General features: G+C 71.0%; 13 protein-coding genes and 1 pseudogene. 7 read left to right on the forward strand and 7 right to left on the reverse strand.

Annotated elements, in window-relative coordinates; all coding sequences use genetic code 11:
• Positions 1–146: 146 nt before the first annotated feature.
• From H0H10_RS26745 to H0H10_RS26755, 3 genes are all read left to right on the forward strand, one after another.
• On the forward strand, positions 147–1,070 hold the full coding sequence (locus H0H10_RS26745) for an iron ABC transporter substrate-binding protein (protein WP_309141903.1): 924 nt from the start codon (positions 147–149) through the stop codon (positions 1,068–1,070).
• A gap of 245 nt (positions 1,071–1,315) precedes the next feature.
• Positions 1,316–2,635, forward strand: coding sequence for an ABC transporter permease (locus H0H10_RS26750; protein ID WP_309141904.1), 1,320 nt, complete (start codon positions 1,316–1,318; stop codon positions 2,633–2,635).
• Between the two features lies 1 nt (position 2,636).
• Complete coding sequence (locus H0H10_RS26755; RefSeq protein WP_188183685.1) at positions 2,637–3,698, forward strand: ABC transporter ATP-binding protein; 1,062 nt, start codon at positions 2,637–2,639, stop codon at positions 3,696–3,698.
• A gap of 386 nt (positions 3,699–4,084) precedes the next feature.
• Here H0H10_RS26755 and H0H10_RS26760 read toward each other — a convergent pair whose 3' ends face one another.
• The gene (locus H0H10_RS26760) at positions 4,085–5,302 is read right to left on the reverse strand and encodes a cation:proton antiporter (protein ID WP_309141905.1); all 1,218 of its coding nucleotides are present in this window, start codon (positions 5,300–5,302) and stop codon (positions 4,085–4,087) included.
• A complete protein-coding gene (locus H0H10_RS26765; RefSeq protein ID WP_188183686.1) occupies positions 5,299–5,784 on the reverse strand; it encodes a cation:proton antiporter regulatory subunit in 486 nt (161 codons plus the stop codon). Before H0H10_RS26765 ends, H0H10_RS26760 begins: the two co-directional genes overlap by 4 nt.
• A 351-nt stretch (positions 5,785–6,135) precedes the next feature.
• On the opposite strand from H0H10_RS26765, the pseudogene H0H10_RS26770 reads away from it, so the two are divergent.
• Positions 6,136–7,028: pseudogene (locus H0H10_RS26770) on the forward strand (universal stress protein).
• Positions 7,029–7,809: 781 nt separating this feature from the next.
• Here the strand turns inward: H0H10_RS26770 and H0H10_RS26775 are convergent.
• On the reverse strand, positions 7,810–10,608 hold the full coding sequence (locus H0H10_RS26775) for a heavy metal translocating P-type ATPase (protein WP_188183687.1): 2,799 nt from the start codon (positions 10,606–10,608) through the stop codon (positions 7,810–7,812).
• Positions 10,609–10,810: 202 nt separating this feature from the next.
• Between H0H10_RS26775 and H0H10_RS26780 the strand changes: the two genes are divergently transcribed.
• A complete protein-coding gene (locus tag H0H10_RS26780; RefSeq protein WP_188183688.1) occupies positions 10,811–11,074 on the forward strand; it encodes an SHOCT domain-containing protein in 264 nt (87 codons plus the stop codon).
• A gap of 254 nt (positions 11,075–11,328) precedes the next feature.
• Here the strand turns inward: H0H10_RS26780 and H0H10_RS26785 are convergent, their stop codons facing one another.
• Complete coding sequence (locus H0H10_RS26785) at positions 11,329–12,204, reverse strand: universal stress protein (protein ID WP_188183689.1); 876 nt, start codon at positions 12,202–12,204, stop codon at positions 11,329–11,331.
• 367 nt (positions 12,205–12,571) lie between these two features.
• Between H0H10_RS26785 and H0H10_RS26790 the strand changes: the two genes are divergently transcribed.
• On the forward strand, positions 12,572–13,030 hold the full coding sequence (locus H0H10_RS26790; RefSeq protein WP_188183690.1) for a Crp/Fnr family transcriptional regulator: 459 nt from the start codon (positions 12,572–12,574) through the stop codon (positions 13,028–13,030).
• 61 nt (positions 13,031–13,091) lie between these two features.
• Here the strand turns inward: H0H10_RS26790 and H0H10_RS26795 are convergent, their stop codons facing one another.
• Both H0H10_RS26795 and H0H10_RS26800 read right to left on the reverse strand, forming a co-directional pair.
• Positions 13,092–13,544 (reverse strand): pyridoxamine 5'-phosphate oxidase family protein, encoded by a 453-nt coding sequence (locus H0H10_RS26795; protein ID WP_188183691.1) that lies wholly within the window; start codon positions 13,542–13,544, stop codon positions 13,092–13,094.
• A gap of 176 nt (positions 13,545–13,720) precedes the next feature.
• Positions 13,721–14,791, reverse strand: coding sequence for a zinc-dependent alcohol dehydrogenase family protein (locus H0H10_RS26800; RefSeq protein WP_188183692.1), 1,071 nt, complete (start codon positions 14,789–14,791; stop codon positions 13,721–13,723).
• A 429-nt stretch (positions 14,792–15,220) separates the two neighbouring features.
• Here H0H10_RS26800 and H0H10_RS26805 point away from each other — a divergent pair, with 429 nt between their 5' ends.
• Entirely contained in the window at positions 15,221–15,853 is a 633-nt protein-coding gene (locus tag H0H10_RS26805; RefSeq protein WP_188183693.1) for a dienelactone hydrolase family protein, read from the forward strand.
• 119 nt (positions 15,854–15,972) lie between these two features.
• Here the strand turns inward: H0H10_RS26805 and H0H10_RS26810 are convergent, their stop codons facing one another.
• On the reverse strand, positions 15,973–16,695 hold the full coding sequence (locus H0H10_RS26810; protein WP_188183694.1) for a CBS domain-containing protein: 723 nt from the start codon (positions 16,693–16,695) through the stop codon (positions 15,973–15,975).
• Position 16,696: the final 1 nt, after the last annotated feature.

A 16,696-nucleotide genomic window follows, 5' to 3' on the forward strand; every position in this document is an offset into this window, starting at 1 on the left:
AGCCAGGCGACCTGGGAGCGCCCATGCGTACAACCCGTCCAGGAGGTGCCGCATCGGTTGCCCTAGTCACTCTGCTGACTCTGGGCCCCGCGGCTTGTGGTGGCGGGAGCGAAGGAACTCCGAAGGCTTCCGACAAGAAGATCACGGTGTACAGCGGCCGCAGCGAATCCCTGGTCAAGCCGCTGCTGGAGGATTTCCAGGAGACCAGCGGCATCACCGTCGAGGCACGCTACGGCGAGACCGCAGCCATCGCGGCCCAGCTGCAGGAAGAGGGCAGCCGGACTCCGGCGGACGTCTTCCTCGCCCAGGATGCCGGGGCTCTGGGAGCGGTCGCCGGGAAGGATCTGTTCGCCGCACTGCCGGATGTGCTGCTGGACAAAGTGCCGGCCGCCTATCGGGACGAAGGCGGGGAGTGGGTCGGGGTGACCGGCCGTTCGCGCACCATGGTCTACAACATCGACCAGGTCGCCGAGAAGGATCTGCCTGAGTCGGTGTTCGATCTGACCGAGCCGGAGTGGAAGGGCAAGGTGGGCGTCGCGCCGACCAACGGCTCGTTCCAGGCGTTCGTCACCGCGATGCGGGTGGAGCACGGCGAGGAGCGGACCCAGGACTTCCTGCACGGGCTGAAGGCCAACGACGCTCCGATCAGGGAGGGCAACGGGGCCATAGTCGCCGACGTCGAGAACGGCACGCTCGCCACCGGACTGGTCAACCACTACTACGTGTACGAGCTGGCCAAGGAGAAGGGCACATCCGTCGACACGCTCAAGGCGAAGAACCACTTCTTCGCGAACGGCGACATCGGCGGCCTGGTCAACGTCTCAGGCGTCGGCGTGCTGAAGGACTCCGGCGACGATCCCGACGTGCGGGCGTTCGCCGACTACCTGCTGGGCACGCAGGCACAGACCTACTTCGCCCAGGAAACGTACGAGTATCCGCTGGTGGCCGGCGTGGCCAGTGCGCCCGGCCTGCCGAAGCTGCCCTCGCTGAAGACACCGGATATCGACCTCGGCGACCTGGACGACCTGCAGACCACAATCGCCATGATCAAGGAATCGGGGCTGGCCTGACGATGGCGCCGGCGGCTGGCGTACGCCGCCGGGTACGGCGGATGCTGCCGCGCCCGGCACTGGCGGCTGCGGCGACGGCAGCCGTCGGTGTCGCGCTGCTACCCCTCGTCTATTTGAGCGTCCGGGTCGGTGACGCGGGCTGGCCCCGCATCAGCTCGGAGGTCTTCACTTCCCGGACCGGGCAGCTCACCGCCCGAAGCGTTGCGCTGGCGGGGTTGGTGACCGCGGCGAGTACGGTGTTCGGCGTGACGTCGGCGTTCCTCGTCACACGCACCGACCTGCCGGCGCGTCGGCTGTTCGGGGTGCTCGCCGCGCTACCGCTGGCGGTGCCCAGCTACGTGGCGGCCTTCGCATGGGTCTCCACGGTGGACGGGTTCGAGGGCTTCTGGGCAGCCGCGCTGGTGCTGACGCTGGTGTCGTACCCGTACGTCTTCCTCCCCGTCGCCGCCGCGCTCACGAGGGCCGACCCGGCGCAGGAGGAAGTGGCCCGGTCACTGGGGAGCGGCCCGTGGCACACCTTCAGCGCAGTGACGCTGCGCCAGGTCCGCCCCGCGATGGGAGCGGGGGCGCTCCTGGTGGCGCTCTATGTGCTGTCCGACTTCGGGGCGGTCTCCGTCCTGCGGACGGATGTCTTCACCCGGGCCGTCTTCACCTCCGTCAGCCTCGGTTTCGACCGCACCGGCGCGCTGGTACTGGCCACTGTGCTGGTCGTCATCACCCTGCTCATCGTCTCCGGCGAGCAGTTGACCCGACGGCGTGCCGCCCACTACGCCCGGCTCGGGGGCGCGGGCCGCCCACCGACACGGCTGCGCCTGGGCCGCCTGCGGTGGCTTGCCGCCTCCGGCCTCGCCGGCATGGGAGCGCTGGCGCTCGGCCTTCCAGCAGCGAGTCTCGCGCGATGGTTCGGCGAGGGCGTCTCCCGGCCCGGTTCACTGACCGGACTGGCCACGGCGGCGGGGAACTCGTTCACCCTCTCCGCCGCCGGAGCGGGCCTGACCATACTGCTCGCCCTGCCACTGGGCCTGCTCGGCGCCCGCACACCCGGCCCCGTCGCCGTCGTCCTCGACCGCCTGGCCTATCTCTCGCACGCGCTGCCCGGGCTGGTCATCGGCCTCTCGTTGGTGTTCTTCGGCATCAACGTGGCCTACCCGCTCTACCAGAGCGTCTGGCTGCTCGCGCTGGCCTACGCGGCGCTGTTCCTGCCGCTGGCCGTCGCAGCGGTCGGTGCCGCCGTGCTGCAGGCCCCGCCGGCGCTGGAGGAGGTGGCCCGTTCGCTCGGACGTCGCAGATTCCACGTACTTCGCACGGTCACCGTGCCTCTGGCAGCGCCGGGTATCGGGGCCGGGGCGGTCCTGGTCTTCCTCACGTGTATGAAGGAGCTGCCCGCGACCCTGCTGCTGCGGCCGACGGGGATGGACACACTCGCCACCGAGCTGTGGAGCCAGACATCGGTCTCCGCCTACGCGGCCGCCGCGCCCTACGCCGCGCTGCTGGTGCTGCTGGCCGCGGCACCGACCTGGTGGCTGTCGGCCCGCACCGGCGTCCTCGCTGGAGGAGGCAGCTGACATGGCCGAGCTGCGCGTTACCGCGGTGCACAAGTCCTTCGGCCCCGTGCGGGCATTGCGCGGGGCGGACCTGACGGTCCGCTCCGGGACGCTGATGGCCGTGCTCGGGCCCTCGGGCAGCGGCAAGACCACGCTGCTGCGCTGCATCGCCGGATTCGAACCCGTGGACGCCGGAGAGATCCGGCTCGACGGTCAGCAGATCGCCGCCTCCGGCCGCACGGTGCGGCCCGAGCGGCGGCGGATCGCGGTGGTCCCGCAGGAAGGCGCCCTCTTCCCCCACCTCCCGGTGCGTGGCAACGTCGCCTACGGGCTCGACCGGCACAGTCGGCGGACCGGACGGGTCGAATCCGTACTGGCGCTGGTGGGCCTCGCCGGATTCGAGGACCGGATGCCGCACCACCTCTCCGGCGGCCAACAACAACGCGTCGCCGTCGCCCGGGCCCTCGCCCCGCACCCGCGGGTCGTCCTGCTGGACGAGCCGTTCAGCGCCCTGGACGCCGCACTGCGCACCGCGGTACGCCAGGATGTACGCCGCGCCCTGCGCGCCGACGGCGCGACGGCCGTCCTCGTCACCCACGACCAGGCCGAGGCCCTGTCGGTAGCCGACGAGGTCGCCGTCATGCACGACGGGCGGATCGTGCAGAGCGGACCGCCGGACCTCGTCTACAGCGCCCCTGCCGACCCTTGGGTGGCCGGCTTCGTCGGTGAAGCGGTGTGGCTGCCCGCCGAGATGACCGGTGACCGGGCCCACACGCCGCTCGGTCCGGTGCCCGTCGTCGCCACCGGCGACCGTCCGCCGGCCATGGCAGGGCAGGTGCTGCTGCGGCCCGAGCAGATCGAGGTCGTCGTACCCGTCGCCCGGGCAGCGGTCACAGCAACCGTCGTCGGCCATGACTTCCAGGGCCACGATGCCCTGCTCGCCCTGCGGCTGGCGGACGGGACACCGGTGGTCGCCCGCATCTTCGACCCGGCCTCGCTCCCCCACGTCATGGGCGGCGAAGTCGGCTTGCGCGTACGCGGCGCCGCCCGCGCCTTCCCCGCCCCGCCCCAGACCCCGCAGTGATCAATCTCCTTGGCGCTTCTCAATGTGGGCAATGCACAGCGCCTGCCTGCCCTTGCCCGGCAAACCCGTCCCATGGTCGACCCTGCACCGCTGCGGGCTGAACGGTGCGCACCCGTCAGCACTCAGGAGCGCTCCGCGCAGGGAACGCCTCCTGCGGGGTACAGGACGCGGCCCTGGAGAGACTCCGCGTCGACCGCCAGCTCGAAAAGGCCATGGCCAAAGCCCCCAGCCCACGACCCCGCGGGCGAGATGACCTGGCCAAGGAGGTCATGGTCCCGGAGACGGCCGACGGCGATCGCAGGCCAGGCGTGGCTGCGCCTCCTCGGCATCGCCGCGCTCATCGCGCTCGTCATCGCCAACGACGACCTCCTGTGTCCCCAGCGGCTCTACCCGGCCGTGCCACTTCCTTGCCCCTGCTCGGCCGCGACGCGGGTGTCCCCCTTCCGAGCCGCCTCGGCACGGAGGGCCGGGCGAGTGCCGGCGAAGCGGGTGACCACTGGTCCGGCCACGGCGATCAGGAGAACGTAGGCGGACACCAGGGCGCCGAGCCGGTCCTGGCGCACGCCGACCAGACCGATCATGACGAGGGAGAACTCGCCGCGTGCGATGAGTGCCGTACCGGCCCGCAGCCGACCCCGGCGTCCCACGCCCTCCCGCCGCGCGGCGTACCAGCCGGCCGCCACCTTCGTCAGCGCCGTGACCACCCCCAGCAGCAGGGCGACGGGAAGCACCGGCAGCAGCGTCTCCGGCCTGACGGACAGGCCGATGGCGAGGAAGAAGACGGCCGCAAACAGGTCCCTCAGCGGGCTCAGCACCTGCCGTGCCCGGTCGGCCGCCTCACCGGTGAGCGCCAGTCCCACGATGAAGGCGCCGACCGCGGCGGAGATGTGCACAGCCTCGGCGAGCGCCGCGACGATCAGGGTGACGCCGAGCACCCGGAGCAGCAGTTGCTCGGCGTCGGGACGCAGACGCAGCAGCACCCTCCCGAGATGGTGTCCCCACCAATACGACACGGCGAACGCGGCCAGGACCGCGCCGAGGGCCAGCAGGACTCCCAGCAGTGCCTGCCGCCAGGTGCCGCCGGCGGCGACGACGGCGAGCAGCGGAAGGTACGCGGCCATCGCGAAGTCCTCCAGGACCAGCACGGACAGCACGGCCGGAGTCTCCCGGTTGCCCAGCCGTCCCAGGTCGCTCAGGAGCCGGGCGATGATGCCCGAGGAGGAGATGTAGGTCACTCCCGCAAGTGCCAGGATCCCGGCGGCGTCCAGATCCAGCAGCCATCCCACCACGGCTCCAGGGGCCGCGTTCAACACGAGATCGACCGCCGCGGAGGGCAGATGGCGGCGCAAGCTGACGGTGAACTCCGGCACGGTGAACTCAAGACCGAGCACCAGCAGCAACAGGACCACCCCGATGCCCGCCCCGGTCTCCACGAACGGGCCGGCGGCCGGAACCGGGGCGATGCCCCCCTCGCCCAGAGCCAGCCCCGCCAAGAGGTAGAGCGGAATGGGCGAGAGTGCGAAGCGCCGGGCCAGCGCCCCGAGCAGGCTCAGCGCGGCCAGGATGACTCCCAGCTCCAGCAGCAGGGCGACCGAGACCTTCACCGGTCAGCCTGGATGATCTGCTCCACCGCGGCGATCCCGTCGTGGGTTCCGATCACCACGAGCACGTCCCCCGCGGACAACACCTGGCCCGGCCCCGGGGAGGCGATCACTTCCCCGCCGCGCACGACCGCCACGATCGACGCGCCGGTCCTGGTCCGTGCTCTGGTCTCCCCCAGCGGACGGTCGACGAAAGGCCCGCCCGCCCGCACCTCGACCTGCCCGGCACTGAGCCCGGGCACCTCCTTGGCCAGGTCCGCGAAACGCTCCGCAATGCGTGGAGCGCCCAGAATCTCGGCGAGAGCGTCCGCCTCCTCGCCGGTCAGCCGGAACACGAGCCGCGCCTCGTCCGGATCCACGCTCTCATAGACCATCAGCTCGAAATCGCCCGACCGACGGGCGACGACCCCCATCCGGTCCCCCTCGTGGTTGACGAACTCGTAACGCATCCCCACCCCGGGCAGCAGCACTTCGTTCACGTCCATGCGCCCATCATCACGTCGCACGCAAGCATTCACGTCTCTATCTGGAGAGGGCGTATGGGGGTTTCGCCACCAGCGACGATCCTCCGATCTCGCGTCGACATAGCGGAGGAACGCGCAGGTAAGGCCCCGCACGTGTACGACGCCATGCGCGCTGCCGGCCCTGCCGCGCCCAGAGGGCCAGGCAGTCCGGTCAGGCCTCGGCGATCGGGGTTCACTGCCGTCACTGCCCCGAAGTAGGCACCTCTCCCCCACAGCCAGCTGAGACTCACGCCGCCGGCTTCACGACCACACGGTGGACGGGTACCAGGGTGAAGCTGGAGGTGAGTGGCAAAGCATCTGTGCGTGGGAGGCATGGTGAGTGGTCTCGTGGTCGTAGGGGTGGACGGTTCGGCGTCGAGTCTTGCCGCAGTGGAGGTGGCCGCGCGGGAGGCGTGGTTGCGCGGGGCGGGGCTACGGGTGGTGCATGCGTTTGTCTGGCCCGCGATGCATGTGCCCTTGGGGCCGTCACCGCTGGGACCGCCGGAGGGCGGCCTGCAGAACATGGTCGATCGCCTCGTGGCCGAGGCCCTGGAGCGGGCACGGGCGGTGGCGCCGGAGGTCGATGTCAGTCATGTCGTGGTGACGGGCGAGCCGTTGACGGTTCTGGAGGGGCGCAGTCACGCGCCGCGGAGCTGGTGGTGGTCGGGTCCCGGGGCATGGGCGGATTCGTCGGACTGCTGGTGGGGTCGTCGGCGGTGCATCTGGCGGCGTACGGCCGGTGTCCCGTTCTCGTGGTGCGCGAGCAGCCACACTCCGACGGTCCGATCGTCCTGGGCGTCGACGGCTCGGCTGCGGGGGCGAAGGCAGTGGATTTCGCCTTCGCCGAGGCTTCCCTGCGGCAGGCGCCGTTGGTGGCGCTGCACGCCTGGACCACGTGGAACGCGCCGATGCCCGCACCGCCGGATGCGTCGATGCCGTACACGAACCCGCCGGGAGCACTGGCCGACGAGGAGGAGCGGCTGTTGTCCGAGGCGCTCGCCGGTCGGCAGGAGCAATACCCGGGCGTCGTGGTGGAACAGCGGGTGGTGCACGGCAGGACACGGGAAGCGTTGATCGAGGCGAGTCGGTCCGCGCAACTGGTGGTGGTCGGTGCGCGGGGGCGCGGTGGTTTCGCCGGGCTGCTTCTGGGGTCAGTGAGCCAGGCCCTGCTGCACCACGCGGCCTGTCCGGTCGTGGTGGTGCGGGGAGGGGCAAGGGACGACTGAGGGCGCCAGTGGCGGGTAGCCGGGTGCGGCAGGACTCCAGTCATGGGGAGTGGCCGATCTTGCCACCCAATGGGCGCTCAGCGGGAGCGCCCCGAGGCGCAGGTGCACATCTCGCGCCGCCTGCTCAGGTGCCGGGAGCCCACCACCAGGCAAGCTCTGCGCGCCTTCCTCGCGCACGACCCACGCCGGCTCGCCCTCCGCCGGCAGCGTCGACACCTCCACCGTCGGCTGCCGGAACTCCACAAGGGCGACCGCATTCCTGAGGACCTGGTCGCCAAGCCGTGCAGCGCCCGGTTCCACTCCGCCCAGGGCGGCATTGCCTCCCCCGGCCGGTATCCGCGGGTCGGTACGCCTTCGGCGTGGACGAGCCGCGGCGGCAGGCCACGGCGTCCCGCCTCGTCGACGCCCAGGCCCAGTTCCGGCCGCTTCGGCGGACCAGGCAGTCCGCCGCCATGCCAGGAGACCATGACCGACGACCGGCCAGCGGGTGCGGTGATCGTCAGTAGTGGGGCCGGGAGCGACGTGAGGGCAGCGCGTCTGCTCGCGGCTTGGCAGACGGAGCCGACGGCCGAACCGGGTGGCCTGCACGGTTCCGGCCCTGCCTCAGCACGCTTGAGAGCAGCTCTCCGGATCCGTCGCGCGCCAGTTCCTCGGCTCCCGATCTTCTCCGGTCGGGCCACGTGGCCGGTCTCGTGGTCGGCATAACCGGGTGCCTTGGTGTGCCGTTCGTTGGACCGTGCGTGCTGCCTTCGAACGTCGCCCGGGGAGGATGAGGCGGTGGTCATCGGTGTTCACCTCCCTCCTGTGCACTGCCGGACGTGGGGTCCATGTAGCGGTCAGGAGCGGCGTCGAATGTGGCGGCGCAGTGACCGGAGCAGAAGCAGTAGGTGCCGTTCTCGGTTTCGCGGTGTTCGGCGGCGGTGGTCCTGTCCACCTGCATGCCGCACACCGGGTCCTTGGCCACGCTGTCGCCGCCGTGGGAGGCGGGTGGGTGGTACCCGGAGTCCGCTGTGGCGGCCGTGGTGCCGGCCTGGGCTCGCTCGGCTGCGGACTCCACACGGGGCTGGACGCGGGCGGGCCGGGCCTCGGGGAGCCGCTGAGTGCGCCAGCGACGCAGCCGGGATGCGTTGGTGACGACCGACAGCGAGCTGAGCGCCATGGCGGCGGCAGCGATGACCGGGCTCAGGTGCAGTCCCCACAGCGGGTACAGGGCGCCTGCGGCGAGCGGGACACCGACGGCGTTGTAGGCCAGTGCGAAGAACAGGTTCTGGCGGATATTGCGCATGGTGGCCCGCGACAGACGGATCGCGGTGACGACTCCGCTGAGGGAGCCCGAGATGAGGGTGATGTCGGCGGCTTCGATGGCCACGTCGGTGCCGGTGCCGATGGCCAGGCCGACGTCGGCGGCGGCCAGGGCAGGGGCGTCGTTGATGCCGTCGCCGACCATGCCCACGGTCCGGCCCTCGCCCTGCAGGCGGCGGATCTCGTCCGCCTTGTGTTCGGGCAGCACCTCGGCCAGCACCCGGCCCACGCCCACCTGGGCGGCGATGGCCGCAGCCGTGCGGGCGTTGTCGCCGGTGATGATGACGACCTCGATGCCGAGGCGTTTGAGGGCGGCGATGGCTGCGGCGGAGTCGTCCTTGACGGTGTCGGCGACGGCGAGCACGCCTGCGGGGCGTCCGTCGACGGCCGCGAGCACGGGGGTCTTGCCCTCGACTGAGAGGCTGGCCGCGACCGGGGCCAAGGCGGCAGTGTCGATGCCGGCGTCGCCGAGGAGCCGGGTGGTGCCGACCAGGACGGCGCGTCCGTCGACGGTGGCCTGGACGCCCTTGCCGGTGACCGAGTCGAAGCCCGTTGCCGTCGGCGGGCCTGGGCTGCGGGCGCGGGCACCGGTGACGATGGCTTGGGCGAGCGGGTGCTCGCTGTCGGCCTCGGCCCCCGCGACCAGCCGCAGCAGCAGCGTCGCGTCAAATCCCTCGGCGGGACGGACGTCGGTCAGGACGGGCTTGCCCTCGGTGACCGTGCCGGTCTTGTCCAGGACCACCGTGTCCAGCTTGTGCGCCGTCTCCAGGGCTTCGGCGGAGCGGATCAGGATGCCCGCCCGGGCCCCTTTACCCGTACCGACCATCACCGACAGCGGAGTGGCAAGGCCCAAGGCACACGGACAGGCGATGATCAGTACGGCCACCGCCGATACCAGGGACAAGGTCAGCGCGGGCGACGGCCCGAGGGTGAACCAGACCGCGAAGGTGCCGATCGCGATGGCGATCACCGCGGGCACGAAGTACGCCGACACCGCGTCCGCCAGCCGCTGGATGGGGGCCTTCGATGCCTGGGCCTGCTGGACGAGACGGATGATCTGGGCGAGCACCGTCTCCGCACCGACCTTGGCCGCCCGGACGCGCAAGGACCCAGTGCCGTTGACGGTGGCGCCGATGACCGTGTCCCCAGCGTTCTTCGTCACCGGCATCGGCTCGCCCGTGACCATCGACTCGTCGACCGGGGAGGAACCCGAGAGCACGTCGGCGTCCACGGGGATCTTCTCTCCGGGACGGATGACCAGTTCGTCGCCGACCACGACGTCCTCGACGGGGATCTCGGACTCGGTGCCGTCGCGCACCACTCGAGCGGTGCGGGCCCGCAGGCCCAGCAGGGCACGGATGGCCTCACCGGTGCCGGCCTTCGCCCGCGCCTCCAGCAACCGTCCGAGAAGGATGAGAGTCAGAATCACGCCGACGGCCTCGAAGTAGACCTCCCGCACGTCCTCGGGCAGCAGACCTGGGGCGAGCGTGACCAGCAGGCTGTAGCCGTAGGCAGCACTCGTACCCAGGGTGATCAGGGAGTTCATGTCGGCGGCCCGGTGGCGCAGGGTCAGCCAGCCCGTCACATGAATCGGCCACCCGGTGTAGAACATCACCGGCGTGATCAGCGCCAGCTGCAGCCAGTGGTTCAGCATCCAGCCCGGCACCCAGCCCGCACCGAACAGTTCATGGGCCATCACGGCGAAGAGCACCGGAGCGGTGAGCACCGCGCCCGTCAGCACTCGGCGGGTGAGGTCCCTGATCTCCACCTGCCGCTCGGCGGTGTCCACGGCCTCCGCCTCGGCCGCCGTCCGTTCCTCACCCGCCGACGGCGGCCCACCGTCCGCCGGAGGGGAGGCGGCCGTGGCACCGTCGCCGTCCGGGGCGGGCGGTGCCATCCCTTCCGCGGGTTCGACAAGCAGCGTGCCGTGGATCATGTTCATGCCGCAGGCGAAGCCGAAGGAGCCCGGCCGGTCAGGATTGAGCCGAACGGTGGTGCGGCTGTGGGCGGGCAGGCCCGCGCCGACTTCGAGATCGGGGAAAACCACGCGGGAGGTGCATTCGCCGGCCTCCTGCCGGTCGAAGACCAGCTCCACCGGCGTGCCCTGGCGGACCTTGATCACGTCGGGGCTGTAGCCGCCCCGTACCGTCACTTCCACCCGCTGTACGCCGCCTTCCAGCCGGGCCGCACCGGCCCGGCGCGGCCCGAAGAAGTACCACCCCAGCATGGAGACCAGCGCGGCAGACGTCAGGACCACAACGAGATCGATGGCAGCCATGGGCTTCTCGCCTCCTTGGCGGGTCACTCACCAGCCTGCGCCCGGGTACCCCCGCCGGGTAGGGGCTGAACGGCCCGCTGGTCCTGGGCCGTCCGGCCCCAGACCGCCTCACGGGGCAGAGCGACGATGGACGTGAAGGCGAGGACCCACGGGGAGCTCTTCCGGCGCCCGGTCGCCGATAAGCCGAAGCAGGTGAGTGGCGATGATGTTCTGGTACGCCCACGGCATGGGCGGGTGGGCCTGGTTCGGGATGTCGGTCGGCATGGTCCTGTTCTGGGCGCTGATCATCGCAGCCCTCGTGCTGGTCCTCCGTGCCGTCAACCAGCCCCACGCACACACCCACACTCCCGCCGCACCGACACCTCAAGAGATCCTCGGTGAGCGGTTCGCCCGCGGGGAGATCGACGAGGAGGAGTACCAGCGCCGCCTGAACACGCTGCGCACCGGCCCTCCCCCCAAAGCCTGACTCCGACCGTACGAACGCGGAACTGGCCGGCCGTACAGTCCGCTTTGGGAGCAGACTGCGGTCACTGTCCCGCTCTGTCCGGCCTTGGGAGCGGCAGAGCGCATGATGGCCGGGGGCGCCGGGGCGGCTCATCCCGGTGCCGGTTCGCGGCAGGCACCGACGATGGGGCCTCGCCCATGCCGACGCCGCCTCGGGCACCCGATGACCACCGTCGTAGGTGCCACCTGTCGCCACTCTTCACGCACGACAGCCGATCAGTCGCGTTCGGGCACGACCGCCACCGGGCAGGCAGCGTGGTGAAGCAGGGTGTGACTCACGCGTCCGAGCTGCAGGCCGAAAGGACCGGTCCTGCGCCGTGCCCCGACCACGACGAGGTCCGCGGCGGCCGATCGGTGGACGAGCACCTTGCGGGCCGGTCCCTCGACCGTCGCACGTTGCACCCGCACGTCCGGACGGGCGACCGCCTCCTCCGCGATCAGTGCGTCGAGTACGGCGGAAGCCTGTTGCTCATGCCGGTGGTCGGATTCGCGGGCCCGTTCCGGATGCTCCAGAGCCTCACGCGCGGGCCAGCGACCGGTGCGCACGACGTCGAGGACGCACCCGCGTACGCCGGCCTCCCGGAAGGCGAAGCGCACCGCTTCGCCGCACGTGCCCGGGTCACCGGCACCGAGGAGTACGCGGTTGTGGGCGCCGGCCAGACCGGGACCGTCCCCGCGGACCACGACGACCGGGCAGTGCGCACGGGCAGTGACAGCGAGACCGACCGATCCGAGGAGCATCCCTTTCAGCTCACCCCGGCCTCGCGATCCGGTGACGAGGGCGAAGGCGTGGTGACTTTCGCTCAGGAGTGCTGAGACCGCTTCCGCGAGAACTGCCTCGGTGCAGACCTCGAGATCGGGGTTGCGCCGCCGCGCGCGCTCCGCCGCGGAGGCGAGGACATGGTCCGCCCGCACGCGCTCGCCAGGGCGCTCGGGGCTGTTGCTCGGTACGGCACCTTCGTGGCGTTCCCAGAGGGAGGCGTACACGAGCCGCAGCGGCAGACCGTACCGGGCGGCCTCGTCGACCGCCCAGTCGACCGCGAGCAGGCTGCCGTTCGATCCGTCGACGCCCACCACCAGGGGCAGTTCCATGGGTCCTCACCGCCTTCGCGAGGCTGCCACGTCGTGCAGCAGTGGGTTCCCCTGTCCAAGGTCTCACCGGGGCCCCGGCAGCAGGAGGGGCCTTTGGGCCCCAGCCGGGTGGATGTTTCGGCCTCGAGCAACACGGTCGCCGGGGAGCTGCTCCCGACGGCTTCCGGGTGAACCGCGCCGACCGGCGGGCGAAGAGGGCCGAACGGCCCTCGGTCGGGTCTGAGTGGCCCGTGGTCTCCCGTCCCACTCGGCGTCAGGCTGCAATCAGCGACCCTTGCGGCGCCTGAAGGCAGCGATGGCACCGAAGCCTCAGGAGCGCCGACCCGACTGATCGGGGCGAACAACAGGAACGAAGGGAACCGGAGCGATGACCTCCACCACCACACTGGCCAGGGCCCTGCCGGCCGACCACCGCGAGCGACTCATGCGGATCGCCCGCGAGGTGTCCATCGACGCGGGCACGCGTCTGTTCGAAGAGGGCAGCAGGGCCGACCGTTTCTGGATCGTCCGGACCGGAACTGTCACCCTCGACCTTCGCGTCCCCGGCCGTCGCGCCGCCGTCATCGAGTCCCTGGGGCCCGGTGAACTGGTCGGCTGGTCCTGGCACTTCCCTCCCTACCAGTGGCATCTGGGCTGTGAAGCGATGAGCCCCGTCAGGGCCTGGGAGTTCGACGCGGCCACCGTGCGCGCCATGTGCGCCGACGACCCGGAGTTCGGCCGTGCGGTCGCCGTCTGGGTCGGCAACGTGGTCGCCGACCGGCTGCACGCGGCCCGGAGGCGGCTGCTCGACCTCTTCGCCCCCTACGGCAGCGGAAGCCAATGGTGAGCCCCCCTTCTGGCCACTCGACCCGCTGCGGTCAAGAAGCACGAGGACAGAGGCGGCGGGCTCACGTGACGGGCCGGGATGCCAGGTCCATCCCGTACATGGTGCGGCCTCCCGCGAGCTCTCGCCCGGTGACCAGTTCCGCCTTGATGCGGACGAAGACCTCCACGGGCCAGCGGACCCAGGAGCGCGGGCCGGTCCGGACCAGACGCTCATGCTCGGCCGGGTCGGTCACCACAGAGGCGGGACCTATGACGACGACACTCCAGCCCGAATGGGCGGCTGCGTCGAATTCGTCGGCCTCGAAGGCGACGACGGCCCCGTCGATGGCGCGGACCAGCTCGGAGGCCGCCGAGGTACGCAGCAGTACGGCGCCGTCCTGCTCCAGGAGGAAGTTGACCGGCAGCACAGCGGGGAGGGCCTCGCGGGTGTGGACGATGCGGCCCACGGCCGCCTGTTCCAGCAGACGCAGGCACTCCTGTCGCTCCAGTTCGCGGAATCCGTCGTTGCGATACATCAGCGGGCTGTCTTTCGGGTGTCGTCCTCGTGCCGCTTTCCATGCTTGTCGCGACGGTGGCCATGGGCCAGGCCCATCCGTCCCGGACCTGTCGGAGAACGGCCCGGGGCGGCCGGGGCCCGGCATGGTACTTCTGACACGACCCGTCGCCGTCCTGCCCGTCGGGCCGTGTCACGTCAGGCCGCGCCGACGGCGACGACCTCGCGTTGAGGCCCGCCGAGTACGATCTTCAGCGCTCCGGTATCGGCGGCACGGGCGAAGACGTCATACGCCTCCGCCATGTGGTCGAGCGGGAAGGTGTGGGTCACAAGCTGAGTCGTGGGCAGCCGGCCGGCCGCCACCATCCGCAGCAGTGTGGGTGTGGAGTGGGTGTCGACCAGACCGGTGGTGATGGTCAGGTTCTTGATCCACAGGTCTTCCAGGTGCAGCGTGGCCGGCTTGCCGTGCACGCCTACGTTGGCGACGTGACCTCCGGGGCGGACCATGCGCGTACACATCTCGAAGGTCTCCGGCACGCCCACGGCCTCGATGACGACGTCCGCGCCGAGGCCCTCAGTGAGGTCCGAGACCAGTTGGCCGGGCTCCTCACGGGCGTCGGCCACGGCCTCGGCGCCGAGTTTTCGCGCGGCCTCCAGCCGGGCGGCGGCCATGTCCACGGCCACGATCCGCTCGGGCGCGAACAGCCGGGCCGTGGCGATGGCGGCCAACCCGATGGGACCGGCGCCCACCACGACGACCGTGTCTCCGGGACGTACGCGCCCGTTGAGGACGCCGACCTCGTAGGCCGTCGGGAAAATGTCGGCCAGCAGCACGGCGTCCTCGTTGGTGACCGCGCCGGGCAGGGCATGCACGGAGAGGTCGGCGTGGGGAACCCGGACGTACTCCGCCTGCGTCCCGTCGATCAGGTGCCCGAGGATCCAGCCGCCTCCGCCGAGGCACTGGCCGTAGGCGCCCTCCCGGCAGTAGCGGCACCGGCCGCAGGCGGTGATGCAGGAGACCAGAACCCGGTCTCCCGGACGTACGGTGCGTACGTCGCCGCCGACCTCGACCACCTCGCCGACCGCCTCGTGGCCGAGGACTGTGCCCGGACGCACCTCGGGCACATCGCCTTTCAGGATGTGCAAGTCCGTGCCGCAGATCGTGACGGCATCGACCCGCACCACCGCGTCGGTGCGCTCCTTGAGGTCCGGGTCGGAGACTTCTTCCCAGGCGGCCTGCCCGGGCCCGTGGAACACATAACCCTTCATCTCAGACCTCGCCCTCTCGGCGGACATTGCCTGTACTTCCACCATGTCCGGTGTGGCCGGGAACCCGCTTGGGCCGGTCGGCCCCAGTAGGGGCGTGCCCGGACATCTCCGAGCCGGTCTCAGCGCACGCGCAACACCGGGGCCGCGTTCTGCACAGTCCGCGGAAGGCCCGAACGGCCCTTGAGAAGGGCCGCAGGCCCCTGTCCGGTGCGACGTGCATGAGCTGCACTGGCAGTGAGGCGGTGTGCGGCCCCTGCGCCGCCGGACCATCGATCCAGGAGGTGGCACATGTGCTCCGAGAACCGCACGGACGCCGGACAGCGCCTGGGCCGTGGCATCGAACAGCCGAGGCTTTCCTGGGCTTCGGCCCCCCGGACGGTCGCCCGGCCGACCGGCCCGGGCAGGAGGCCGCGGGACGAGGAGGTCGAGGTGGCAGCCGGTCCGGCAGGGCTGGACGCCCGGCTGGCGCTGCCCGACTCGGCCGAGGCCGTGGTGGTCTTCGCGCACGGCGGCTGTGGCCGGCACAGCCTCCGCAGCGAGGCCGTCGCTGCGGGACTCCACCGCGCCGGCCTGGGCACTCTGCTCCTCGACCTGCTGGCCGAGGAGGAGCAAGTGAACCGCCACAACATCTTCGACATAGTCCTCCTCGCCCGGCGCCTCCAGGCGGCGACGCATTGGATCCGTCGGGAGGCAGGATTGCCCATCGGGTATGTGGGAGACGGCACGGGTGGGGCCGCAGCGCTTCAGGCGGCCGCCTCGGACGACGGGATTCGAGCGGTTGTCTCCCTGGGCGGACAGCCGGAGCTGGCCGGCCCGGCGGCTCTGGCGCGGGTGCGGGCTCCGACCTTGTTCGTCGTCGGTGGCCTCGACACACGGGGGATCGGCCTCTGCCGACTCGCCGCCGACTGGATGTGCTGTCCCTGCCGCATCTCGGTGGTGGAGGACACCACCAGTGACTTCGCCGCACCGGGAGCCTTGGAGGCGGTCGTGGACCTGGTCCGTGACTGGTTCACCACCGACCGTACGGCGGCAACGGCGGCGACGCCGACCCGACGGGCGTGATGTGACCGCGAACCTGCCAGAGGTGCTCCCGCGGCGCGATGCATCACCAGCCCGCGGGGCTTGGGCCACGGCTGATCACTTGCCGTAGGAGACCAGTCCCTCCTCCTGTCCGCCTCCCTTCACCGCCCACGCCGCCAGTCGTCAGCCGGCCCTTGCAGCGGCCGCTCATCGGGCTGAAGCATCGTGTCGTCAAGGCGGTAGGTGAGCCTGTCGACGACGTCCACCACACCGTCGAGCTGCAGGGCCATGGATACAGCGATCTCGCTGTCGCTCTTGCGTTCCATCTGGCCTCGCAGGGTGACGACCCCGTCGGTCACCGATACGTCGATGCTGCGGGGCTCCAGCCGCAAGGCTCGCTCCAGTACCTCCCGAGTCACCTCCTGGCGGATCTCGGCGTCGGTGCGCAGGAACACCCGCAGCAGGTCGCTACGGGTGACCATGCCGACCAGCCGGTCCTCCTCGTCGAGCACGGGAAGCCGCTCCACGCGACATTGGGCCATGGTGCGAGCGGCCTCGACGATGGTGTCGTCGGCATGGGCGGTGACGGGCGGCTGGGACATCAGCTGACCGGCCGTGCGAGCCGCCGCCTGCCGCCGAGCTGCGGGCGTCAGCGCCGTGAAGTGGAAGCGTCGATCCGGCTCATCCGGAGCGGATGTCCCGGCCTGGTGCATCATCAGGTCCGTTTCGGAGACGATGCCGATGACGTGCTCTTCATCGTCTACGACGGGCAGTCCGCTGATGTGGTGGTCGGCGAGCAGCCGCGCCACCTCCTTGAATGGGGTGTCGTACTCGGCTCGGACCACATCGCCGGTCATCACGGACCAGACCTTGTTGTGCATCATG

This window comes from Streptomyces griseicoloratus, from assembly GCF_014534645.1.
GTDB classification, from domain to species: domain Bacteria; phylum Actinomycetota; class Actinomycetes; order Streptomycetales; family Streptomycetaceae; genus Streptomyces; species Streptomyces griseicoloratus.